Source organism: Bartonella sp. 220B, assembly GCF_026930205.1.
In the GTDB taxonomy this organism is placed as follows: domain Bacteria; phylum Pseudomonadota; class Alphaproteobacteria; order Rhizobiales; family Rhizobiaceae; genus Bartonella.
This window is the reverse complement of record NZ_JANHOI010000003.1, coordinates 27,579-51,674: the sequence shown is the minus strand read 5'-3', so window position 1 is coordinate 51,674 and position 24,096 is coordinate 27,579. Positions and strand designations below refer to the sequence as shown.

The 24,096-nt window shown below is 35.3% G+C and carries 16 protein-coding genes and 1 tRNA gene; 8 read left to right on the top strand and 9 right to left on the bottom strand.

Translation table 11 applies throughout. From position 1 onward, the window contains the following. Window positions 1–773: 773 nt before the first annotated feature. The 5 genes from NPX99_RS03145 (at window position 774) to NPX99_RS03125 (ending at window position 9,073) form a co-directional block, all read left to right on the top strand. A complete protein-coding gene (locus NPX99_RS03145) occupies window positions 774–1,208 on the top strand; it encodes a hypothetical protein (protein ID WP_269030355.1) in 435 nt (144 codons plus the stop codon). A 726-nt stretch (window positions 1,209–1,934) separates the two neighbouring features. Beyond that, a complete protein-coding gene (locus tag NPX99_RS03140; protein ID WP_269030353.1) occupies window positions 1,935–4,661 on the top strand; it encodes an autotransporter family protein in 2,727 nt (908 codons plus the stop codon). Between the two features lie 818 nt (window positions 4,662–5,479). Then, entirely contained in the window at window positions 5,480–5,791 is a 312-nt protein-coding gene (locus NPX99_RS03135; protein ID WP_269030351.1) for a hypothetical protein, read from the top strand. A 933-nt stretch (window positions 5,792–6,724) separates the two neighbouring features. Next, a complete protein-coding gene (locus tag NPX99_RS03130) occupies window positions 6,725–6,934 on the top strand; it encodes a hypothetical protein (protein ID WP_269030349.1) in 210 nt (69 codons plus the stop codon). Between the two features lie 1,773 nt (window positions 6,935–8,707). Then, window positions 8,708–9,073: a response regulator gene (locus NPX99_RS03125; RefSeq protein ID WP_269030347.1), complete on the top strand. Its 366-nt coding sequence runs from the start codon at window positions 8,708–8,710 to the stop codon at window positions 9,071–9,073. Window positions 9,074–9,408: 335 nt separating this feature from the next. Here the strand turns inward: NPX99_RS03125 and rpsI are convergent, their stop codons facing one another. Next, complete coding sequence (gene rpsI, locus NPX99_RS03120) at window positions 9,409–9,894, bottom strand: 30S ribosomal protein S9 (RefSeq protein ID WP_254769911.1); 486 nt, start codon at window positions 9,892–9,894, stop codon at window positions 9,409–9,411. Between the two features lie 2 nt (window positions 9,895–9,896). After that, entirely contained in the window at window positions 9,897–10,361 is a 465-nt protein-coding gene (gene rplM / locus NPX99_RS03115; RefSeq protein WP_269030344.1) for a 50S ribosomal protein L13, read from the bottom strand. 293 nt (window positions 10,362–10,654) lie between these two features. Here rplM and recJ point away from each other — a divergent pair, with 293 nt between their 5' ends. Beyond that, complete coding sequence (recJ, locus tag NPX99_RS03110; RefSeq protein WP_269030576.1) at window positions 10,655–12,439, top strand: single-stranded-DNA-specific exonuclease RecJ; 1,785 nt, start codon at window positions 10,655–10,657, stop codon at window positions 12,437–12,439. 19 nt (window positions 12,440–12,458) lie between these two features. Here the strand turns inward: recJ and parE are convergent, their stop codons facing one another. The 4 genes from parE to NPX99_RS03090 all read right to left on the bottom strand — a co-directional run bounded on the left by parE (window position 12,459) and on the right by NPX99_RS03090 (window position 16,991). Beyond that, window positions 12,459–14,525, bottom strand: a complete 2,067-nt coding sequence (parE, locus tag NPX99_RS03105; protein ID WP_269030342.1) for a DNA topoisomerase IV subunit B — start codon at window positions 14,523–14,525, stop codon at window positions 12,459–12,461. Between the two features lie 83 nt (window positions 14,526–14,608). Beyond that, the gene (gene lipB / locus NPX99_RS03100; protein ID WP_269030340.1) at window positions 14,609–15,346 is read right to left on the bottom strand and encodes a lipoyl(octanoyl) transferase LipB; all 738 of its coding nucleotides are present in this window, start codon (window positions 15,344–15,346) and stop codon (window positions 14,609–14,611) included. A gap of 149 nt (window positions 15,347–15,495) precedes the next feature. Next, window positions 15,496–16,347, bottom strand: a complete 852-nt coding sequence (locus NPX99_RS03095) for a TPM domain-containing protein (RefSeq protein WP_269030338.1) — start codon at window positions 16,345–16,347, stop codon at window positions 15,496–15,498. Further along, a complete protein-coding gene (locus tag NPX99_RS03090) occupies window positions 16,347–16,991 on the bottom strand; it encodes a LemA family protein (protein ID WP_269030337.1) in 645 nt (214 codons plus the stop codon). Before NPX99_RS03090 ends, NPX99_RS03095 begins: the two co-directional genes overlap by 1 nt. Before the next feature lie 502 nt (window positions 16,992–17,493). Between NPX99_RS03090 and NPX99_RS03085 the strand changes: the two genes are divergently transcribed. Further along, a complete protein-coding gene (locus NPX99_RS03085) occupies window positions 17,494–18,645 on the top strand; it encodes an MFS transporter (protein ID WP_269030335.1) in 1,152 nt (383 codons plus the stop codon). Between the two features lie 360 nt (window positions 18,646–19,005). On the opposite strand, the gene NPX99_RS03080 is transcribed toward NPX99_RS03085, so the two are convergent. Further along, window positions 19,006–19,081: transfer RNA gene (locus tag NPX99_RS03080), tRNA-Lys, on the bottom strand. A gap of 453 nt (window positions 19,082–19,534) precedes the next feature. Here NPX99_RS03080 and NPX99_RS03075 point away from each other — a divergent pair. Continuing rightward, a complete protein-coding gene (locus tag NPX99_RS03075; protein WP_269030334.1) occupies window positions 19,535–21,088 on the top strand; it encodes a TerC family protein in 1,554 nt (517 codons plus the stop codon). Window positions 21,089–21,345: 257 nt separating this feature from the next. Here NPX99_RS03075 and NPX99_RS03070 read toward each other — a convergent pair whose 3' ends face one another. Further along, window positions 21,346–22,299 carry a lysylphosphatidylglycerol synthase transmembrane domain-containing protein gene (locus NPX99_RS03070; protein WP_269030332.1) on the bottom strand — a complete coding sequence of 318 codons (954 nt, stop codon included), beginning with the start codon at window positions 22,297–22,299 and terminating at the stop codon, window positions 21,346–21,348. Then, a complete protein-coding gene (ybaL, locus tag NPX99_RS03065; RefSeq protein WP_269030331.1) occupies window positions 22,296–24,065 on the bottom strand; it encodes a YbaL family putative K(+) efflux transporter in 1,770 nt (589 codons plus the stop codon). The genes NPX99_RS03070 and ybaL overlap by 4 nt, the downstream gene beginning before the upstream one ends. Between the last annotated feature and the right edge of the window lie 31 nt (window positions 24,066–24,096).

Genomic DNA, 24,096 nt, shown 5'->3' with positions numbered 1-24,096 from the left:
TAATTCATCATTCCCGCTGTTTTTTTCGTAAGAGGGTAGTGTAGTGATATCACATCAGATTCTTCTAAAAGCTAATGAAAAACTTTTAGAAGATGAAAAATACATTTTTTAATATGATTATTTAACAGCTGAAAAAGAGCAGAAGCTAAAAGCAGGCTCTGATGGCATTACCATATGTTCTATAATGGCATTTTTATCTTACCAGATAATGTGGTGCTCTATAAGGTTTAGGTTGCTGATAATAAGAATGATCCTTTTTCTTTTACAGGTTTCCCACAAGCTGAAATAGGAGAAGTAGAGTTTGGGATAGAAATTTATCAGAAATAGAGGGAAAGTGATTTTGGTGACTGAACGGTAATTCTGGTATAATTATTGAGGTATACCCCCGTGGTAACATGACGGTGGGCAGTTGTTTTCTGGATTTAAAAAACATGGTATTCATGGGATACAGATAAAACAGAGCTTCGTTTTTATGGGCCAGTTTCTAATGCACAAACCGTGGAAAATACATTAAATGAGTTGAGTAAAGAAAAGAAAAACTATATTAATTTGAAAATTCATAAAAATACAATATTGTTAATATAAATTTTGATAAAAATTCTTATATTTTCTATAAGATCTACTCTGATAGTAATATAAATACAGAGGAATGGAAAAATATTGAAGGGTTCTTCCCGTGTCTATATGGTTATGGACATGGGAATAAAATCTGTAGAATATGTATGATCACTTCATTATTTAGCAATTTATTCAAATGATTCAGGAAGAAAAAAATGAAACAAATCTTAAAATTGTTATTCACTGGGATAGTTTTGTTCACTATGACTGGATGTGGCTCAGATCAGGCTCCTCTAACGACTGTAGATGTGTGGGAAAAGCCTGGTGCAGATAGCCTTGAGATAAAGAAAGCATTACTAGAATGTGGAATGCCGACCCCTTCTGGTATTTCCTCAGAAAATAACTTGAATGTCTCAGAAGGTTATTCTGATATCCATGAAAAAATCAACGCGGATGCATCCATTGATGCTTGCTTGATACAAGCAGGTTTTCATCATAGATTGGGGGCGATGAAGTGGTGTGAGAAGTATAAAGATGCTAAACTTCCCATTTGTCAACCTGATGCTGTCATTCCTCAGCGAAGTGTCGAAAAACGTTTGAATAGTCCTTATTGTAAAGAAAATGCAGATCAGCCGGAATGCCAACCTTAGGTTTTTTGCTGGTTATAAAACAACAATCCTGATATTCTTGCTTTTGCTTGGGTGGTGGGATTTTTCCCTCATTCTACTATCAAAATATTGTGTTTCTTGTTTCCAAAAATAAGTAAAAAATATCAATAGGCTTTTAAACTCTTTTATTGTGAGCTCATCTCTTCAAAAGAAAATCATAAAATTTGAGTGCAATAGCTTTCTTAAATATGGTGGAATGTACTAACCAGTCTTCTCCATATAGCGTTGTGGTAAAAGCTTTAAGTGTTGATAAGTTCATAATTAAAAGCAGTTTTTAAATGTGTCTGGATATCATTCTGGCTTTTTTCTGAAGATATGTGCTTACGTGTTTTAGTTTATGAATGCATGAGTAAAGAAGGATTCCAGTATAAATAACAAAATTCAAAGTGGCTTTTTTAAAGATATAAAGTTTGGAGATCAAAATGAGATATATGTTATGTATTGTGTATGGGCATTTTTAGATTTTCACTTGCTAATAAAAAGATCTCACGAAGAAACGCGTGTTATTCCGTCTCTTATGCAGATTTTATCTTGTTTGTAGTTTTTATCATCATAAGCTTGTGAAGGCTATTTTCCTGCTGATTTTTATTCTATCTTTACATAAAATACGAAACGTATTATGCGTAACATACGTAGTGAGGTGATCGATAAATATTCTTTTTGCCTGCATTTTTGTTTTTGTTGAGAAGAAAGAAAGTTTGAAAAAGAATGGTGATCAAAATATCTAAAAATCGTTTATATTCATGTGTCTTTATAGGGGCTGTTTTTTCTTTTTTATCAAATATAGAAAATGTTGAGGCACGTTCTCTTTCATCCGTCTCACTTTCGTGCAGTGAGAGCAAATTACCTTATAGATGTAGTGATGCTACAGAGCATATAATTGCTGATCAATCATACCAGTTTATGATCTCCTCTGAAAAAAAGGATGATAATTCTTTTTTATCGTCAGCTGCTATAGTCGCGCAGCAAAAAAATACAATTATCCGCGCAACGCGTGTGAAGGTTGAAACTGCCAATAATACAGAAGATACCTATGGTGTAGTTGCCTCACAAAGTGGAAAGGTTGTTTTAAGCGATTCAACTTTAAAGAGTTTTTCTATAGGACTCAAGGCTGAGAGTGGAACGATTGAGATCAATCGTGGATTGGTAGAGGTTACTCAACTAGGTGCTCATGCCGACAAACAGGGAGCATCTATTATTTTAACAGATACAAAAATTAAAGTCGAAGGTCAAAACATCAGGCAGAAGGCTGCTCTTTTCAGTGGTGTTGATGCAAGTATTAAGATGACAGGGGGAGCGATTGATGTGACGGATGTCGCTGCGGCTTATGTAGGAATAAGGGGACGTGTAGCTTTAGATAATGTTACCATTACTTCAAAAGGTAAAAAAATAAATGAAGAAGATAGCATTGCTCATGCAGTTTTAAGTGTAAATCAGAATGGTTCTCTTTTTCTAAAGAATAGCAATGTTGTTGCTAGCGATGTTCGTGGTTTGTGGATTGGATTAGATTCTAATGCGCGATCAAATGCTGGAGAGGACGGGCGTATTTTAGTTTCTCGAGTTAATATTGAGGATTCAAAGATTACGTTGACAGGTAACAAGCATGGTGTGCATTTTGATATGGACAAAGGAGCTAATGGCTACGAACAAGGAATTGTCTTTTTTAAAAAGACAACTTTTGAGGTTCCTGATGGTACGGCTATTCATAGTCATAAGAGTAGTGGTTATATTGGCGTCACAGAAGGTACAAAGATTTCTGGAGATTTATTTTTAACAGCTGAAAACGGATCTTCTATGGCGGTGTTGATTGAATCTTCTTCACTGATAGGGGGTGCGCGCGTTGTTGATGATTCTACTGCCGAGCTTTATTTGACAAGAGATTCAAAATGGTTTTTAACGAAGAGAAAAGCAATAAATTTGCAGGACTCGAACCGTGTCATTTCCTCTCTTTCGTTTGTAAAACTTTCTGATAGTATTATCGCTTTCGAAACTCCAACGGACGAAGAGTATCAGGCACTTCATATTGGTAATGGAAAGGAAGAAGCTTACAGTGCACAGGGGAATGCACATCTCTATCTTAATACGTTTCTCAATGATGATGGTTCACTCAATGATCAGAAGACTGATAGGCTTTTGATTTATGGTGATGTTTCTGGAAAAACGACAATTCATGTGCAGTTTATCGCAGGAAATAAAGGGGATGAGGCAGGCAATGGAAATACGCACAGTATTTCGCTCATTCAAGTTTCTGGAAAAGCCGTAGAAGATTCTTTCCAGCTGAGTAGCCCTTATATCACATGGGGAGGTTTGCCTTATCAATACTATCTCCATGCTTATGGTCCAAGTTCTTCTCTTGGCAATGCACGTACTGATCAAAGATTAGTGGAAGGTCATGACAATTTTTGGGATTTTCGTCTCGAAAGTAAATATATCCAACCTGTTCCAGAGGAGCCTGTTGAAACAAAAATAAGAGAGGTTGTTCCACAAATTCCAACTTATCTTCTCTTGCAGAATGCCTTATTCCATACTGGGCTGATAGATATCAGTAACCAAAATAAGCGGTTGGAGATCATGCGATCTGTTTCTGGTAAATTTTTAGAAACGAATAAAGATTTTGCTTTATTTGTTCAAGGGTATGGTGGAAGTTACCGTTATGTTTCAGATCTTTCCGCACTTGAATATGGTTATGGAGGCAATCTTAATTATAATGCTATAGAGGCTGGCATTTCGTTGAAGACGATTGAAAGTGTATATAGTAAAACGTTTTTAGGGATCGTGGGAACTTATGGAAAGCTTTCTTTGCGCCCTCGGGATGTTGAGCAAAGTCAAAAAAGTGTATTTCATAAATGGTCAATGACAGCATATGGTCGTATAGAATATGATACGGGTTTTTATGCGAATGGACTTTTATCCTATGGGCTGTTTAAAGGTGATGTCTTTACTGTTGCAAGAGGTAAGACGGCGTCATTAAAAGGGACGCCTCTGAATGTTTCTTTGTCTGCTGGTAAAGCATTTATGATAGGGGATAGGGGGCTTATTTTTGATCCGCAGGCTCAAGTTATTTATCAGTATCTCCGATTTGATAATGCTCGTGATATTGATTACTTTGATATTGAAATGGGAAAACCTGATCAATGGGTGATACGCGTTGGTGGGCATTTAACCAAAACCCTTGCCACTTCTCAAGAGGATCGCATTACCTCTTTTCATGGAAAACTTCATTTTACGCATAGTTTTGGAGGCAAACAATTGGTGCGTTTTAAAGATACTTTTCCGTTGGGTTCTTTTGGTTCTTCTTTAGAAACGGGATTTGGTATTCATGCAAAACTGTCTTCAAAGATTGCGCTTCACGGTGATTTAATCTACCAGTATAAGCTTACCAAGGCTGGTTTTTCTGGAATTCGTTTTTCTGGTGGGGTACGCTATCGTTTTTAATCAATCCTTTGAAAAATCATAAGTAAGATTATAGCTTATGGTGTGTTTATTCTACTGTAGAATGGTTAAGTATAAAATGCGCAAAGTGTAGTAGAATAAGCTCTTAAAATGCCTAACATAATGCTAAGCATTGTGCTAAAGAATGTAGTAATCATCGGGTTAACAGATAGTATAGAGGATTTTTGCGCGACGAGATGTTGTGAGTGTCTGTGCATTGAGATGATTTATAAGAGAAATTTTATTCCTTTCTTAAACGTTTTTTTATCCACACACAGATTCTGCATGTAATATACAAGCGAATATTTTTTTGATTGATTATAAGAGGGGCTGCAATGAAAAGATCTTACTGTATTCGGGACTCTCATTCATCATGCACAACAATGATTATTTTTATAAGTCAACGCGTTGATATAGTAAGGTACGATCGATAATTATCTGAAAAATAAAAGAAATAACCAGTATGTGCATGATAATAGAAACAATAGTGAGTTAGATGTCGGTGTGAAATACATTTTTTGATATTTTTTTCTTAATCAAGAGAAAGATACTAAACTTTCTGATGAATGATTCATTTGCTTTTATGATTATGTTAAGAGAAAGTTCTGATTAATATTTCAGATTTTATAGTATTATAAATAATATTATTATTTAATTAAAGTATACATTTTGCATTTTATTATTAATACATAATATATTTATTATTTTTATAGAATTATTATGTTATTTATAAAAAAATGTATTTTACATTGATCTGGAATGCATGATAATGAATTTTCCGTATCATAATGATACGTTTTGTAATAGAAATGAGAATAATAATGGGTAGTTCAAGCTCATCGCGTGATTCAAGCCTTTCATGTAGCCCTTCAGGTTATTGGGATGAGATGAAATCAACAGCACAATTAGGGGCGGCTATAGGAACAGGCATTGGAGCGCCAGTGGGAGGAGCGCTTGGAGCAGTGGCAGGAGGAGCTGCAACAGTTGCAACAGGTGGTGTTGCTGCACCGACTGTCATAGCGACTTTTGCAGGTGGTGCTGCAATAGGTGCAGTAGGGGGAGCTTTTAACGGCACTTTAATAGGGGGAGCTGTAGGAGCCATACATCATGGTTATCTTTGTCTAAAAAGGTAATTTATCAACTATTTAGCGGTATATCTTTAAATTTATGATAATTTTGTAGACATATTTATTAATATGTCTACAAATGTTGATAAAATAAATTTTATAGATTTAAATTTAGAAATTTTATGTGTTATGGATAAATTAAATATTATTAATTTTTTGTTGATAGCATTCTCTAATTTAATTGTATTTATATCTTTATTTAAAGTATATTACGGTTATAAGGATTGTAGTAGCAATTTTATTATACAAAAATCATTAATAACAATAATTTCATTTTTTATATTATTTTATTATGTTAAATTTTATGTAATTGATATTTTGTTTTAATAACTTTTTTATAAAAGTATGATAATTTTGTAATAAATATTTATCATTTTTAAATAGGATATATTATGATTGATGTTATTTTTACTGTTAAGAATGCATTGCTTGCAACAAATATTTTTGTACTTTTAAGTATATATTTTTATAAAGTAAATTTTCCTACGTTGTTTCAGTCTATCAAATTAGGATTGATGATTATTATTAGTTACTTTGTAATGTATTTTGGACTCTTTTATTTGCTAAAATAGCGTTTATAATTTTTTATTTTTATGGTGGATGTTATTGATGTGGATGGATTTTGTTGATTTTATTATAGAATTTTTGCGTTCAATCTTAATTGTAATTACTGTTATATTATTAATTGTTTTGTACTATGAATCCAAAGGTTACAGTAAAAAAGAAACTAAGAAAAAATTATCATCAATAATAAAGTTATGTTTTATAGTTTTTTTCATAACGTCTGTTATAACACTATTTATTCTTATATTTTATAAATTTAACTTATTTAATACTTTACTAAATTTTATAAAGTAAATATTTTCTACTTTCTCTAATATTTCATCGATGAATTTTTCAAGAAGTGGTTCACAGGCTGGGTGTACTGTTGGAGATTATTTGTCGTCAGCAAATTCATCGGGGGTAGTAGGAGCTAATATAGGACGCAGTGCCGGAGTATTTATTGGAGATGTAGGTGAAGGGCTTTCATCAGGTGGAGCAGGGATCGTGCCTGGGGCTATAGGTGGGGCAGCAATCGGTAGCGGCATTGGCTATGGAGTAGGAGGAGTTATAGGCTTTGGCTCTCGGTATGACGCATGCTATTATTAATTTATAAAATATTTATCCATCTCTAAAACTATGGTAATTTTGTAGACATATTTATTAATATGTTTACAAATATTTATAAAATTAGATTTTAGTAATATATTGATTAATATTCTATTTGATTTTGGAATTTTATGTTTTATGTATATTTTTAATACTTTTTCTGATTTAATTTATATAATTACTTATTTAATTATATTTATATCTTTATTTGAATTTTATTATGAATCTAGAGATTCTGTAAAAAGAGATATTAAAAAAAGGTCATTCCTAGAAATTAAAAAAAGATCCTTTATAATGATAAGTTCATTTTTTATATTGTTCTTTTTCTTATTTTCTTTAGTTAATTTTTATATAACTTAGTATTTTAAATGTAATTTATTATGATTGATATTATATTTAATATTACAAATGCATTACTTGCGACAAATATTTTTATTGTTTTAAGTATATTTTTTTATAAATTAAAATTTCCTACTTGGTGGCAGGATATAAAATTAGGAATTAATATAACTATCGTATATTTTTTGATATATTTTGGACTTTATTATATAATAAAATATTATTAATTATTATGATGGACATTGTTTATGTGGGATAATTTTAGCATATTTATTGTAAATATGCTTTTTTCGATACTAAGCGTAACTACGATTTTATTTTATTTATATTTTTACTTGAGATATAAAGGTTATAGTAAAAAAAATCTGCTAATGATAGCGATTTTAGTTTTTGTAATGTTTTTTATATTATTTTTTATAGTATTTTATACTTTTGACGTTTTTAAATTGCACTAAATTGTTTAATTGTTAATAATTAAAATATATTATACATATTATTTAATTGATATAAGTTATAATTGATATAAGCTATTTTATCGCAATTTTTATATTTTATTATACAATAAATTTTTATAGAGTGTTCTTATCTTTGTATTTTGCTGAAGCTGTAAAGCGTAAAGTAAAGCCAACAGCCTCTCTTTCAATATACAGACCTAATCTTTTCATTTAATATTAAAAATAAATCGATGGTTGTACAAATATTGTTGCTTATCGGTGATAAAATACATCTGATTGATAGGATAAAGATGACAAAAGGCTGAAAGAGTGTTTGTATGTAATTTGTCTCTTCTTACCAATAGCTTAAAAAAATAATAAAAGAACTCAGAAATGGTGAGAAAAGAGTAATAATTTATAATAAAATTTTTTTACTTGCTATTATTGCTACCGCTTTTGCATTTAACAATGCATTTATTGTAAGGGTAATTTATTATAAAATTTCATTGAAAATTCATAGATAACTTTTTAATTTGTTACTGAATAGCTGTATAGTAAAAGCATTTGAAATAACAAAATATGATAACAATCTTCTTACTTGAGAGAAAAAGATTGATTGTTTAAAGCTCAAATAATCTACGCATAACATTGCTCCTCTTGAATTTTCTCTCTTCAAAAACTGATATGTGAATTGATTTGCAATGTTTTACATCTTTTCTAAGCTGAAAAGACTTCACTGTTGATTTTTATATCTGTAAACTTTGGCTAACTTGAAAAATAATGCCAATGAAAAATTATATGGTACCAAAATTTTAGGATTATTCTAGATTTCCTTTAGGAACGGAAAAAACATCACGTTTAAAATGACAAATATTTGCGAAAAAATGCTTTTAGCATGCGTTGTTGCGTTTCTTTCTGGTTTACAATTTTTTTTATCATTTTATCTTAGTGAAAAGGTAAGGTATCTTATCTTTTATCTCAAAAGGGTGGAATTATACGAATGTCAAAAAAAGTTATGATCGTGGAAGATAATGAACTAAATATGAAGTTATTCCGTGATCTTGTCGAGGCGAGTGGCTATGAAACAGTTGAAACGCGTAATGGTCTTATGGCATTGGATTTAGCGCGTTCATCAAAGCCTTCTCTTATCCTTGTCGATATCCAGTTACCAGAAGTATCAGGGATCGACGTTATTAAACAATTAAAAGAGGATGAGGAACTGAGATCTATTCCTGTTATTGCTGTAACCGCTTTTGCTATGAAAGGGGATGAAGAACGGATTCGTGCCAGCGGATGTGAAGAATACATGTCAAAGCCTATTTCTGTTCCTCATTTTATCTCAATGGTAAAGCACTTCTTAGACTGAAACTTGCTAAATGATGATGGAAAAAGAAATTGAAAAACTCTTGATATAATTAGTGATAAAAGTCTTTGAGGGGACAAGCGTACGGCTCTCTCTGAATGAACAAAGGGTAGATTGTAGAGATCGAAATTGAGCATACATTGAGCATACAAGGATTTTTAGAGAAATTTTTGTTCGCTCTTTTCTAAAAAGGAATTTGTTGTTTTATATTTTTATTTTTCCTGACAGGTATAATCTAAAGATATAATACAAATTGGTCGTTCTGTTTTTAAAATCTGTTTTGGTAAGCAAAAAAGCCCCGTTTTGACGGGGCTCTATAGAGTGCATAAAAATTGAAATTAACGTTTTGAGAATTGAAAAGAACGACGCGCTTTCGCTTTACCATATTTCTTACGTTCGACAACACGACTATCACGAGTGAGGAAGCCTCCCTTTTTCAAGATTGTGCGAAGTTCTGGTTCGTAATAGGTTAAAGCTTTAGAAATACCATGGCGTACAGCACCAGCTTGTCCAGAAAGACCACCACCTGCAACAGTTGCAACAATATCAAATTGTGTATCCCTATTTGTTGCAACGATTGGCTGACGAAGAATCATTCTTAGAACAGGACGCGCAAAATATTTGTCGAATTCTTTATTGTTAATGGTAATTTTTCCAGAACCTGGTTTGATCCATACACGAGCAACGGCATCTTTACGTTTTCCTGTTGCATAGGCACGTCCTTGTGCATCGAGCTTTTGCACATGAACCGGAGCAACATTTTCATGTGTTTCTGCAATACTTGTTACAACGTTAAGCTCAGAAAGAGAATTAATTTCAGCCATAATCAAGCAGTCCTTTTATTTTTGCGGTTTAAAGCACCAACGTCAAGAGATTCGGGCTGTTGTGCCGCATGCGGGTGTTGGCTCCCAGCATAAACACGTAGATTCTTTAATTGGCGACGACCAAGGGGGCCACGAGGAATCATGCGTTCTACAGCTTTTTCAACAACGCGTTCAGGAAAACGGCCTTCAAGAATCTGACGCGCTGTACGTTCTTTGATTCCACCAATATAACCGGTATGCCAATAATATTTTTTGTCTGTATATTTCTTGCCGGTGAGAGATATTTTGTTTGCATTGATCACAATAACATTGTCACCATCATCAACATGTGGTGTAAATGTAGCTTTATGTTTGCCCCGTAAACGGTTAGCAACGAACGTGGCTAGACGACCTAAGACAAGGTTCTCTGCGTCAATAATAACCCATTTTTTCACCACTTCAGTTGGCTTTTGTGAAAAAGTTGCCATAGAAGTATCCTTTATTGAGACCCTTTATGAGGGTATTTTGTTGTTTTGCGTTGAAAGTTGTTACCATAGCGAAATATTTAACGCGTATTATTTGCTCTGATATAATGTCTTTCGAATTGCGTCAAGAGAAAATAAAAACTTAATAAAACAGTATCTTACAATTGAGGTATTATAATACTTCATATTGAAAGGTGCTTATGCATATTTTACTGTAAAATAGATACTGCGAAAGAGTGTTTTGTCCTGAACATCCGATTGTATTTCATTGGCTTTCATTGTAAGAGTAAGTCGTGATGCAGCAGTCTCGTTATTTTCTCAATGTTAAATCTTCTGCTTGTGGGCAAGCGTGGTTGGATGCTCTTGATATTCAAGGGGTAAATAACGCGCGTGCGATTTCCCAAAAATTTGGTTTTCCAGATGAGCTTGCTCGTGTTCTTTCGGCAAGAGATGTGGATGAATCTGAAGCGGTTGCTTTTATCAACCCAACATTGCGTACACTCATGCCTAATCCAGAAAGTTTTGCCGATTTGCAATGTGCGGCAGAGCGCATCGTTGAGGCCATTTTGCAGAAAGAGAAGGTGGCGGTTTTTGGTGATTATGATGTCGATGGTGCCTGTTCATCAGCACTCGTGGCACGTTTTCTCCGTTGTTTGGGTGTAGAAGTAAAAATTTATATTCCGGATCGGATTGTGGAAGGATATGGCCCTAATGAGCAAGCGATGAGGATGCTCGTGCAAGAAGGTGCCCATCTCATTATTACCGTTGATTGTGGGGCAAACAGTCCAGAGGCGGTTAAAGCAGCAAGGCTTGAAGGCGCTGATGTTGTGGTTTTAGATCATCATCAAATGTCTGAGGTTCATCAAGAGGCTATTGCCCTTGTTAATCCTAATCGCCCTGATGATTTTTCTGGACAAGGGCATTTGTGTGCTGCTGGCGTTGTCTTTGTTACGTTAGCATGGGTTAATCATTTGTTGAAGAAAAAGAAGTTGAGAGAAAATCTTCCTGATCTTCTCAGTATGCTCGATCTTGTTGCGTTAGCAACCATCTGTGATGTTGTGCCATTACAGGGTGTGAATCGTGCCTTTGTGGTTAAAGGGCTCCAAGTTGCACGTTCTCTTTATAATCACGGTATAGTGGCTCTAACAAAGGTTGCACGGATAGGTGAGCCGCTTAATAGTTTTCATTTGGGTTTTTTATTAGGTCCTAGAGTTAATGCAGGAGGGCGTATTGGCGACCAAGCTTTAGGAGCACGTTTGCTTTGTTGTGAGGATAAAGAGGAAGCTGAAAAAATAGCAGAACAATTGAATCAGCTTAATCAAGAGCGTCAAGAGATGGAGAGTATTCAATTGGCGCAAGCAGAATCTTATATTGATTCTCTTTATCAAAATCAGGATACTCCTCTATCAATTGTTATTGCGCATCAAGAATGGCATCCAGGTGTTATTGGTATTCTTGCATCCCGCTTAAAAGAGCGTTTTTTTTGCCCTGTTTTTACAATTGCTTTGAAAGAAGATGGAAGCGGTGTGGGATCGGGGCGTTCAATTAATGGCATAGATTTAGGTGCACTTGTTCGTGAGGCTGTGACATTAAATCTATTAGAAAAAGGGGGAGGGCATAGTATGGCAGCAGGGATCACAATCCAAGCGACAAAAATTGAAGTTTTTCGAGAATGGCTAGAAGAAAAAGTCTCTTTAATGGTTTCGCAGTTGCATGCTGAAAAGTCTCTGAGGATAGATGGTTGCCTTTCTGCTTCTGGTGCTAATCAAACGCTTTTTGAGATGATCGAAAAAGCAGGGCCATTTGGTTCAGGAAATGCTACCCCTGTTTTTGTTTTTCCCTCTCACCGGTTAATTAATCTGTGTGAGGTTGGTAAAGGGCATTTGCGCCTTGTTGTCTCGAATCTTGAAGGAAAAAAACTGCGAGGAATAGCTTTTCGTGCTGTGGGGACATCACTTGGTCATTTTCTTTCTGAAAATATTGGTGAAATGATTCATTTGGCCGGTCATCTGAGTTTGAATTATTGGAATGGAACGATCACCCCACAGCTGCGCGTGATTGACGCGGCAGCAGTGGTGTGAGAAGGATATTTTCTGAGAATTAAATGTCTAGATTGGAGGCAAAAGTAGAGTTTTCTTGGATAAAACGAAACCGCGCTTCTGGTTTTGTTCCCATAAGACTTTCCACGGTATCTTTCGTTTCTTGCATGTCCATTGCATCAATAGAAACGCGTAACAGTGTACGTTTTTGAGGATGCATAGTTGTTTCTTTAAGTTGTTCAGCACGCATTTCACCAAGCCCTTTAAAACGCCCAATTTCGATTTTAGCTTTTCCAGTGAATTCAGTCTTAAGCAATTCATCTTTATGGGTGTCATCACGTGCATAGGCAACTTTTCCTCCTTGCGATATTCGGTAAAGAGGAGGCACGGCAAGGTATAAGTGTCCTTGACGAATAAGATCGGGCATCTCTTGAAAAAAGAAGGTAATGAGAAGTGAGGCAATATGAGCACCATCGACATCTGCATCCGTCATAATAATAATACGTTCATATCTGAGATCTTTTTCGCGATATTTAGAGCGTGTCCCACATCCAAGGGCAAGTATGAGGTCACTAATTGTTTGGCTTGCGTTCATTTTTTCATGGGCAGCACTGGCTACATTTAAGATTTTTCCACGAAGAGGTAAAATTGCTTGGTTTGCTCTGTTGCGCGCTTGTTTAGCGGAACCACCAGCTGAATCACCTTCAACAATAAACAATTCAGCACCAGTAGCACTGTTTTGGCTACAATCTGCGAGTTTACCTGGCAGACGTAATTTACGGACAGCCGTTTTACGATTTATTTCTCTATCTTGGCGCCGTCTTACGCGTTCTTCAGCACGTTCAATAACCCAATCAAGAAGTTTTGTTGATTCTTGTGGAGAATTTGTTAGCCAATGATCGAAAGGATCGCGTATTGCATTTTCAACGATACGTTGTGCTTCAATTGTTGCTAATCGGTCCTTGGTTTGTCCAACAAATTCAGGATTTCTGATGAAAACTGAAAGTATTGCAACTGTTGAAATCATAACATCATCAGAGGTGATGATAGCAGCACGTTTGTTTCCTATTAATTCACCATAGGATTTCAATCCGCGCAAAAGAGCTTGCCGTAGTCCTATTTCGTGTGTTCCGCCTTCTCCAGTAGGAATGGTATTACAGTAAGACTGTACGCAAGAATCGCCACCATGCCAAGCAATCGCCCATTCAACGGAGCCATGGCCATTACATTGTTTTGTTTTGCCAGAAAAAACTTCTGACGTTACCCGATATTCATCTTTCAATGATGAGAGCAAATAATCTTTGAGTCCATCGGGGAAATGGAAAACAGCTTTTTCAGGAATATTTTTTGTGCCTTCAAGGATGATAGGATCACAATTCCATCGAATTTTTACGCCGCCAAAAAGATAGGCCTTGGAGCGTGCCATCTTATAAATTTTTTCTGGATCAAAAGCTGCTTTTTCACCAAAAATTTCACTATCAGGGTGAAAACGAACGCGTGTGCCACGACGATTATAAACATCACCCAAATTTTCCAATTCAGATTGAGGAATACCACGTGAGAAGCGTTGTCGATAAAGTTTTCGATCTCGTGCTACTTCGACTTCCATATCATCAGAAAGAGCATTGACGACAGAAATTCCTACACCATGTAGCCCACCAGCAGTTTGATAGGCTTTTCCATCGAATTTTCCACCTGAATGGAGTTGTGTCATGATGACTTCAAGAGTAGATTTGTCAGGCATTTGAGGGTGATTTTCGACAGGAATACCGCGCCCATTATCTGTAACCGTTAAATAACCATTTTTATCTAACGATACATCAATGAAGTCTGCGTAACCAGCAACAGCTTCATCCATGGCATTATCAATAATTTCAGCAAACAAATGATGCAGTGCTTTACTATCTGTTCCACCAATATACATTCCAGGGCGTAAACGCACAGGCTCTAAGCCTTCAAGTACGCGAATAGAGAGGGCATTATAACTATCTTCTTGTGTATCTTTTGTCTTTTTTTCTGAAGCTCTTCTTTCTGAGTTCACGGGAGATTGCGGATTTTTTGCGTTTGTATTTACCCGAGACTGCGCATTATTTAAAATACTAAAAAGATCTTTGCTGTTATCGCTCATAGCGTTTGATTATCCACCTCATAAAATAAAATTATTCATTAGAATGAATTTTATGCCTGTTTTTTATTTAAAAATCAATGCAGTTAGGAAACATCAATTGTTGGACCGAAAATTTGTTCAAATGCTTGTTGTAGAGCAATATCAATATCATCCATTGTTACAGGAACACCTAAATCAAGAAAGCTGGTTACGCCATGTTTTGTAATTCCACAGGGAATAATTCCTGCATAATGCGCTAAATTAGGATGAATATTAATAGAGACTCCATGAAAGCTTACCCATTTGCGCACTCGAATGCCAATAGCCGCAATTTTATCTTCCGAAGCAATATTGTTTTGTGTTGATGGGAAATTGGATCTTTTAATCCAGACTCCAACGCGATCTTCACGACGTTCTCCTTTTATATTAAATTTTGCAAGAGTTTGTATAATCCATTCTTCTAATGCGCTAATAAAAGCGCGAATGTCTTGTTTCCTGCGTTTGAGATCAAGCATAATATAAGCAATACGTTGTCCTGGACCATGATAGGTAAATTCACCACCACGTCCTGCTTCATAAACAGGAAATACATCAGGTGTTAAAAGATCTTTTTTATTGGCACTTGTCCCAGCTGTATAAAGTGAAGGATGTTCAAGAAGCCAAACCTGTTCACGGGCGTTTTTTTCAAGAATATCTTCTACACGCTTTTGCATATAACACAGTGCTTCAGGATATTCGACCAAGTTATGACTTATTTTCCATTCAACTGGTGGACTTCCAGGGCGTGTTTTAAAGTGATGCGGTAAGTGGTTACGATTAATATGTTTTAATTCATATTTCATGAGCAATATTTACGTTGATGTTCGCGTTCTTGTTATAATCAGTAAAAGAATTGCAGAGTAGAATATAGAATTTTTTATTACAATGAAGATTATACAGCAATAAATTTCATTTTAAAGAAAATACACTCTGTTTAGAAGTGACACGCGTTTTACCATCTTCCTGTTGCACCACCACCACCAGATGAGCCACCACCACCCCTGAAACCTCCTCCTCCTGAAGGGCCACCAAATCTTCCAGGAGGATATCTACCACCGGCTCTTAAGTTAAGAAACCAAGGTGTGAAGACGATCCCCATCCAGAGATATTTCTGTGGTCCTACTTTTTTTCCAAAAATCATTGCGAGAATAGGCAAACCAAACACAATAAAAAGAATTAAAAATATGATTGTATTGGCTATCATTTGTTCTTTTTCGGCTTGTTTTCGTTGCGCTTCGACAATTTTAGCTTTTTCTCTCATTCTAAAAGAAAATTCAGAATCACTTTCTGTAAGAATGTTGATAATTGCATGAACTGCTTCAATAACACCTTTTTGATAATTTCCTTCACGAAAATTGGGAAGAACAAAGCTATTAATGATAACTGAAGAAAGAGCATCTGTTAGCACGCCTTCCAAACCATATCCCACTTCAATACGCATTTCGCGTTCATTTGGCGCAATGACCAATAATACACCGTTATTAAGCTGTTTTTGGCCTAATCCCCATGTGCGGAAAAGAGCATTGCTATAGGTCTCTATATCGTTTCCTGAAAGAGTAGGAAGAGTGATAATAACAATCTGATCTCCTGTTTTCTCTTCGAGTTCCGCTAGTTTTTCTGTTAGATTTTGTTTTGTTGCATTATCGAGCAAATGCGCTAAATCGTTAACATAGCCTGTTAGCGAAGGAAACTTAATCTGCGCGTAAGTGACACTTCCCAATGCGACAACCAAACAGAGAGCGCTTAAAAAAGCCCATAAGCATGGGGGAACACTGCGTTGTATAGGATGTCGAAACGATTTCATTAATTAAAATGGACCTGCGGTGCTTGTTGGTTATTGGTGTCAATCGTAAATGTTGGCATAGGCTTAGCATCACGAAACCATAGTTTTGCCCAAAGCATTGTTGGCATTGTCTTGAGAGCCGTATTGTAGATGCGTACGGTTTCGATATAATCACGCCGTGCAACAGAAATCCGATTTTCAGTGCCTTCTAATTGCGATTGCAGAGCAAGAAAATTCTGATTTGCTTTAAGATCAGGATAGTTTTCGACAACAGCCATAAGACGTGAAAGTGCGCTTGATAAATTGGCTTGATTGTTGAGATATTGCTTCATTATCTCTGGATTATTCAACATATCAGCATTAATGTTGATTTGTGTTGCTTTGGCACGTGCTTCAATAACATTTGTAAAAACAGCTTGTTCATGCGCAGCATAAGCTTTGACAGTTTCTACAAGATTAGGAATGAGATCTGCACGACGTTGGTACTGGTTCAGAACTTCACTCCATGCCGCATGTGCTTTTTCTTCATTTGTTGGTATTGTATTAAATCCACAGCCACTTAAAAATGGTATTAAAAATACTAAAAAAAGAGCGATTGAAAATCGTCTTAACATTTTAACCATAGAAGAATTAGGTATCATTGAAGCAGTTTGTAAATTTAACATAAAAATATCTCCACAGTTATTTTATGTATATATAGGATATATCTTTTTTGTGAAAAGTATTTTTCATTTCATAAAAAAGAATTCTTCAGAAATTGAGTGTTTACATATGCTATTTTTGAGATTTTAAATTATGGCCAAATTGATGCCATTATGGTGCAAGGTAATAAAGAGAATGCTGCTAGCAGTTTCTGAAAATCTTTTTTTGTAAGAAATCGTTGGCGATGAATTGCGTATTATTTATCCAGATTTATACGGACAAGCCGATGAAGGCCTAGAATTGGATTGTCCATGCTTTTATGGCACATATCATACAATTAACTGGTTTTGATAAATGTCAAATTATGATAAGGACATTATTCATTCATTTTTCCGGCATTTTTCCGGATATCAAATGGTTAGGATTGGAGATCTGTATAGCGGCTGTTGCCATATTTGTAATAAAAGATAAATTTTTATATTAAAGTGATGTATTGATTACTTTATCGGCGTTATTGGGGAATAAATGACGAGTATATTAGCGTTTGGATTTTTATTTAACGGTATAAGAATTTTAACAGGTGCCTTTATTGTATTTTATATGTTTGAGAAAGGGTTAACTCTTATCGATATAGGTATCATTAAGTCATTTCAAGCTTTTATTATGATGGTGACAGATATTCCTCTTGGATATTTTGCAGATAGAAAAAGTTATAAATTATCTATCATTTTAGCGGCAGCTTTTGCAGCCACATGGCTATTTCTCATGGGAGTTTCTACAAGCTTTAATGGTTTTCTTTTGGCAGAATTTTTTAATGCATTATCACTTACATTGATTGCTGGTGCCTATAATGCTTTACTTGTTCAATATGCGAAAACAAAACTTACATCTACTAAAAAAGTACTTGGTTCAAGCTCTCAATATAATTACATTGGCATGTTTATATTTAGTTTGATAGGTGCATATTTTGCCGATTACTCTCGTCAATATATATGGTATATCTCGGCATTTTTAATGATGATAACAACAATATTTGGTTTATTTTTTTTGGATGATCTCAAAGGAGAGCAAAAGTTAAGAAAAGCCAATTCTTTAATTTCTGACGCAAGAGAGATGTTCTCTCTTTTTGTTAAAGTTCCTTATATCTCTCTATGTTTTTATTTTTCGCTTATTTTTTTCAATATATTTTCGCAGTATTGGCAGTGGATATTTAAAGATTATGATATTCATGTTACTTATTTTTATCTTGGTGTGATATTTTCTCTTATATTGTTTTCTCAGTTATTGGCAAGTTTCCTCTTTACAAAACTGAGTGAGAGGATGAATTTTGTTTTATTGCTGTTTCTTTCAGCTTCTATGATTTTTACAGCTGCTTTCTTTGATCCAAGAAAAGAAATTGCTGTTCTTTTAGTCTGTATGATTTTTTATTTAATTAAGTACACATCCCTTCGTGTAGAAGTTGTCCTGCATGATAGCATTAGCGATAATCTCAGGGACACATATGAATCTTTCTTGTCAACTGTTGGGAGGCTTAGCTTATTGGTATTTTTTTACCTTAGTGCGTATATGGTGAATATATTTGGTTTTTTGTCATTAGTTTATATTTTGGGTATTTATTTATCTGTTTATTTGTTTGCAGTGTGTTTTTTAGAAGAAACTCTCAAAAAATCTCAGTGAGAATATGCATTTATCATGATAACGAGTATTTCATGTGGTCTTAATGGAGAGCTTCTTCTAAGGAGTTGATCATTTCAAATTGTACGTTTTAAAAAGATTCATGAAAGAGACTTTAAATAACTTTTGAAAGATCTTTGAAGACCCTTTGAGAGCCTCTTTAAAAACCTTTGAAAAATAAATTGGTACAAAACCTCGTGTCAAAATATACAAAACCCGCTGACAATCTACAAAGAGAAAAGAAAAAATCCCCCGTTGTAGAAACATGATCTGAAAATCCTATTCCCTCACTTTTATTTATGCACCCCACACCTTTAAAAAGTATATGGAAAATCAATAAGTTACATGAATCTTAAAAGCGTATGGTGGGTGATGAGGGGATCGAACCCACGACCCGCTGATTAAGAGTCAGCTGCTCTACCGACTGAGCTAATCACCCAATGCTTCTTGAAAGATAAGAATAACAATTCTATAACGTTCCTAAGAAAGGAAGTCTAGATGATTTTCTTGTTTTTTATCTGAAAATGCTCTCGTTTATAACGAGATTGGTTATACAATTAAAAATATGATACAGACCTCTTGATCTTAGATCAAAATAGACCCATTATAAAAGGCCCTGTAAATAAATGTTCTGATTATTATGGGACTATAGTTGGAGGATCATCGAGCGTAATGCCCGAGAAAAATTCAGAAGAGCCTTCTTGTGATTGTAAGAAGTGTAGGCTGTTGTACTATTTTGTAAATTTTATCAGTAACTGCGCGCGTCTAGGAAGTGTGTTTCTTTCTGCTAACGCAATTTTTTTGCACTCAATTTTCTTGATCAATTGTGCGAATGAAAGCTCATGAATCTGTTTTATCAATTGTGCACTTTTAGGTTTTTAAAGGGTGAACTATGATGGATTGGATCACTGATCCCCATGCGTGGTTTGGCTTGGTCACGTTGGTTTTTCTTGAAATTGTTTTAGGAATAGATAACCTCATCTTTATTGCGATTTTAGCTGAAAAATTGCCACTGCATTTGCGTGATCGTGCACGATTGATAGGTCTCACTTTAGCATTAGTTATGCGGCTTTTTCTTCTCACGGTTATTGGATGGGTGATGAATTTTGATACGATCATTTTTTCATTCTCATCTTTTGTTTTTAGTTGGCATAGTCTTATTTTAATTGGTGGTGGGGGTTTTTTACTGGCAAAGGCAACGCTAGAATTACATGAAAGATTAGAAGGAGTGTCGCATGAAAGAAAAACAGGCATTGCTTATGCGGTTTTTTGGCAGGTCATTGTTCAAATCGTGGTGCTGGATGCTGTTTTTTCTCTAGATAGTATTATTACTGCAACAGGTATGATTGTCAAAGAACAGGCAGTGGTTATGTATATAGCAGTTATTGCTGCTATGGGGGTGATGATGTGTGGATCTGGCGTGCTTATGCGTTTTATTAATCGTCATTCCACTATAGTCATTCTTTGTCTTGGCTTTTTGATGATGATAGGCTTTACCCTCATTGTTGAAGGATTTGGCTTTCATATTCCAAAAGGATATTTGTATGCTGCTATTGGTTTTTCCGTTCTCATTGAAGCTTTTAATCAAATTGGGCGTCGTAATCGTGAGAAGATGATTACAACAAATGATCTGCGTGGTCGAACAGCTGATGCTGTTTTGAGACTCTTAGGTGGGGGAAACAAAGACGGAAATTTTGGTGAGACTGTAGATGTTATTGCTGAACAGGCCGCAGCTTCTGAATTATTTAGACCAGAAGAAAAGGAAATGATTCGTGGTGTTCTCGATTTGGCTGATCGTCCTGTTCGTTCTATTATGTCGCCACGCAATGAAATTGAGTGGTTAGATTTAAACAGCGATGAGAATGAAATGCGTGAAGAACTGCAACAAGTTAAACATAGTCGCTTAATTTTAGCACGTGAAAAAGTAGATGAATTTGTTGGTGTTGCTTTGACAAAAGATCTTCTTTTAAACTTGGCTGAGGGCAAAAAAATCAATTGGAAAAAAGCTATGCGGGAACCCCTCGTCGTTCACGAAAATACAAGTGTTTTGCGATTGATGGAGCAATTACGTCATTCTTCAATCCAGCTTGCAATTATTGTTGATGAACATGGATCTTTTGAAGGAATTGCAACACCAACAGATATTCTTGAAGCTATTGCTGGTGATTTTCCTGATGATGATGAAGAACCTATGATAGCTGAACAACTTGAAAATGGGAGCCTTCTTGTTGAAGGATATGCTGATATCCGTCGTCTAAGTAGTTATCTGGGGCGTAATCTTGTTGATGAAGCAGATCGTTATACGACTTTGGCAGGATTTATGCTTTGGCGGTTTGGTCATTTGCCGAATGAGGGGGAAAGCTTTGAAGCTGATGGTTTGTGTTTTAAAGTCATCGAAATGGATCGCCGGAATTTATCTAAAATTCTTATTTCTCCACTTGTATGACAAGAAAAAAGCGCATTACTTTATAAGTAAGGTGATAGAAAAACACTTTCTATTATAAAATAGCAATGATCAATTTGAATAGTTACAGAAGAAGTTGTTTTTCTATACAGAGATTCATTTGGTGGATTTATGAATGATTCTTTGAAGAAGAATTATAATATCAAAAAGATAGCAACTTGATTGATACACAAAATTAAATTCTGTGTAGTTGTTGTTATTACACGTACACGAAAAAGAAAGGCATGATTTCCCTTTATTTATTTAGGTGGTGCTTTGGGGCTCTGTTTCCAATATTGTTGCGTTTCAAAAATTGCTACGACAAATAATGAAATGATGAGTGGTATAATCAAATAAAGCATTCTAAAGACAATAAGTGCTACAATAACATCCGTTGGATTTATACTGGGCATACCTGTTATGAATAAAGCTTCCAAAACACCAATCCCTCCAGCAGGGGCATTGGAAAGAAGAGTTATCGTGAAAGATGCGAGAAAAACACCGAGCACAGAAATAAAATGAATATCTGTATTATGCGGGAGGACAGCGTATATAATTCCTGCTGCTCCTAAAAGTTCTAGAGGGCTAATGAGAAGCTGTTGAATGACAATCTTCAGTTGCGGGTAAGAAAGCTGAATTTTTTTACTCAAGTGTAACGGTTTTAATTGAAGCCAGCTGCCAAAAGTATAAAGTGCTATACAGCTAAGCAGAATTAACCCAATTGTTGTTCCAAGCCATTTAGGAAGCTCATCATGAATGAGAGTAATAATTTCAGGTTTCAGAATCAAAACAATTCCAAAAAGTAAGATTGTACCTATCACAAAAGTAAAAGAACAAAAACCTACCAATATTGCGATTTCTGTTCCATTTAATCCTTTCATTTTATAGGCACGATAACGTACAACTGCACCAGAAAAAACGGAAGCGCCGATATTATGCGAAAGTGCATAAGTAGTAAACGAACATATAGCGATAAAAATCCAAGAAATTTTATGGCCCAGATGTTGCAAGGCAATTCGGTCATATCCGGCAAGAGCAGCATAAGCTAGAAGAGAGCACAAACAGGCTAACAACCAGTCTTGTGCATTTAAATTACTCAAGCGTTCCAGTACATCACCAAAAGAAATGGCCGAAAGTTTCACATAAAGAATGCGGATAGAAATCAGCATTGCTAGGATGCCAACAAATGGCCATATAAATTGCTTTATTTTCACGCTTCTTTACCCATTTCATGTTTTCTTAAATTTAGTTCATGATTGTGCATATTTTTGACAGATCTTTGTTCCTCTATATGCTCGATAATACCATTGGCAATTTCCTCATCATCCGTTACTACAACATTTGCACCTAAATCAATGAGATAAGTTGTTTCTACATCGGATAATGCATGCGTGATTATCTGAATATCTTTCTTCATATCACGTATATTCACTATACATTCTCCTACTTCAATGGTACTTCGCATTGTAATAACAACTTTATATGCAGCACTCATATTTGCGGCGTTCATTATTTCTTGTTGAATAATATTACCGCAAATGACCTCGAACCCGTCTGCAATTGCTTTATCAGCGAGGCGTTTTGATTCTTCAACAATCACTATAGGTTCACCTCTGTTTTTTAAGGATAATGCAACAGATTTACCAATACGTTCGTAGCCAATAATCACAATATGGTTTGTTAAAGTTGTTGGTAAAAAATCTTGGTCAGAATCTTGCGGATCAACATCACTGATTTTTTGTGTATCTTGTAAATTCATAGGCAAATGTTCTAGACGTTTTTTAATTTTATCACAGGCAATAAAAACAAGAGGATTGAGCAAAATAGAAAGAATCGCACCTCCAAGGATTAAATCATGGGCGTCGTTGTTTAAAAGTCCTAAACTCAAACTTAAACCTGCAAGGATAAAAGAAAATTCTCCGATTTGGGCAAGGCTTGCAGAAATGGTCAAGGCTGTTGTGTTAGAATAGCGAAAAGCTTTAACGATGAAAAATGCAACAACAGATTTTCCTAATATAATAATGGAGAGCGTTGCTAAAAGAGGAAAAAAATGGGTGAATAGTTTTCCTGGATCAAATAACATGCCTACAGAAACAAAGAAGAGAACAGAAAATGCGTCTCGTAGTGGTAAGGATTCTTCCGCTGCACGATGACTTAATTCTGATTCACTCATAACCATGCCTGCAAAAAAAGCACCAAGAGAAAGAGAAACACCAAATAAATGGGCTGCTCCAAATGCTACACCTAGTGCAATCGCAAAAACGCTAAGACGAAATAATTCTCGTGACCCCGATTGTGCACTCACTTTTAATAACCATGGGATAACACGCCGTCCAATAACAAGCATAAGGGCGATAAAGATGAGAACTTTCAAGATGGTGAGACAAAAAATTCCCCCAATACTTAAATCTAACCATTGAACAAGAGGATCAACCGCTTCTTTTTTTGTATTGCCAAGGATATTTGCTAGTGATGGTATGAGAACGAGTATAAGAACCATCGCTAAATCTTCAATAATCAACCAACCAACCGCAATGCGTCCTTTTTCTGTTTCAATAAGATGGCGTTCTTGCAAAGCACGCAGGAGGATAACAGTACTTGCTATTGATAAAGCTAAACCGAAGACTAGACTGCCGCCAAATCCCCATCCCATGATCAGACCAAGACACAAGCCTAGAAAAGTAGAAAATGCCATCTGTGCAATGGCAGCAGGGATAGCAATAGCTTTTACAGATAAAAGATCTTTTAATGAAAAATGGAGCCCTACACCAAACATCAGCAAAATCACACCAATTTCAGCAAGTTGGTTGATAATAACAGAATCTATTTTAAAGCCGCCTGTATTGGGCCCTACAATAACACCTGCTAACAAGTACCCCACAAGTGGTGAAATACGCAAACGGCTAGCAACCATTCCTAAAAGAAATGCTAAACATAAACCTGCAACGATAGTTGTAATGAGTGGTGTGTCATGGAGCATGGATTATTTACGACTTTTTATCAAAAAATGA

Excerpts from the sequence above, each read along its gene's own strand:
- NPX99_RS03145 (WP_269030355.1), top strand. The coding sequence starts at position 774 with ATGAAACAAATCTTAAAATTGTTATTCACTGGGATAGTTTTGTTCACT.
- NPX99_RS03140 (WP_269030353.1), top strand. The coding sequence starts at position 1,935 with ATGGTGATCAAAATATCTAAAAATCGTTTATATTCATGTGTCTTTATA.
- NPX99_RS03135 (WP_269030351.1), top strand. The coding sequence starts at position 5,480 with ATGGGTAGTTCAAGCTCATCGCGTGATTCAAGCCTTTCATGTAGCCCT.
- NPX99_RS03125 (WP_269030347.1), top strand. The coding sequence starts at position 8,708 with ATGTCAAAAAAAGTTATGATCGTGGAAGATAATGAACTAAATATGAAG.
- rpsI (WP_254769911.1), bottom strand. The coding sequence starts at position 9,894 with ATGGCTGAAATTAATTCTCTTTCTGAGCTTAACGTTGTAACAAGTATT.
- rplM (WP_269030344.1), bottom strand. The coding sequence starts at position 10,361 with ATGGCAACTTTTTCACAAAAGCCAACTGAAGTGGTGAAAAAATGGGTT.
- recJ (WP_269030576.1), top strand. The coding sequence starts at position 10,655 with ATGCAGCAGTCTCGTTATTTTCTCAATGTTAAATCTTCTGCTTGTGGG.
- parE (WP_269030342.1), bottom strand. The coding sequence starts at position 14,525 with ATGAGCGATAACAGCAAAGATCTTTTTAGTATTTTAAATAATGCGCAG.
- lipB (WP_269030340.1), bottom strand. The coding sequence starts at position 15,346 with ATGAAATATGAATTAAAACATATTAATCGTAACCACTTACCGCATCAC.
- NPX99_RS03095 (WP_269030338.1), bottom strand. The coding sequence starts at position 16,347 with ATGAAATCGTTTCGACATCCTATACAACGCAGTGTTCCCCCATGCTTA.
- NPX99_RS03090 (WP_269030337.1), bottom strand. The coding sequence starts at position 16,991 with ATGTTAAATTTACAAACTGCTTCAATGATACCTAATTCTTCTATGGTT.
- NPX99_RS03085 (WP_269030335.1), top strand. The coding sequence starts at position 17,494 with ATGACGAGTATATTAGCGTTTGGATTTTTATTTAACGGTATAAGAATT.
- NPX99_RS03075 (WP_269030334.1), top strand. The coding sequence starts at position 19,535 with ATGATGGATTGGATCACTGATCCCCATGCGTGGTTTGGCTTGGTCACG.
- ybaL (WP_269030331.1), bottom strand. The coding sequence starts at position 24,065 with ATGCTCCATGACACACCACTCATTACAACTATCGTTGCAGGTTTATGT.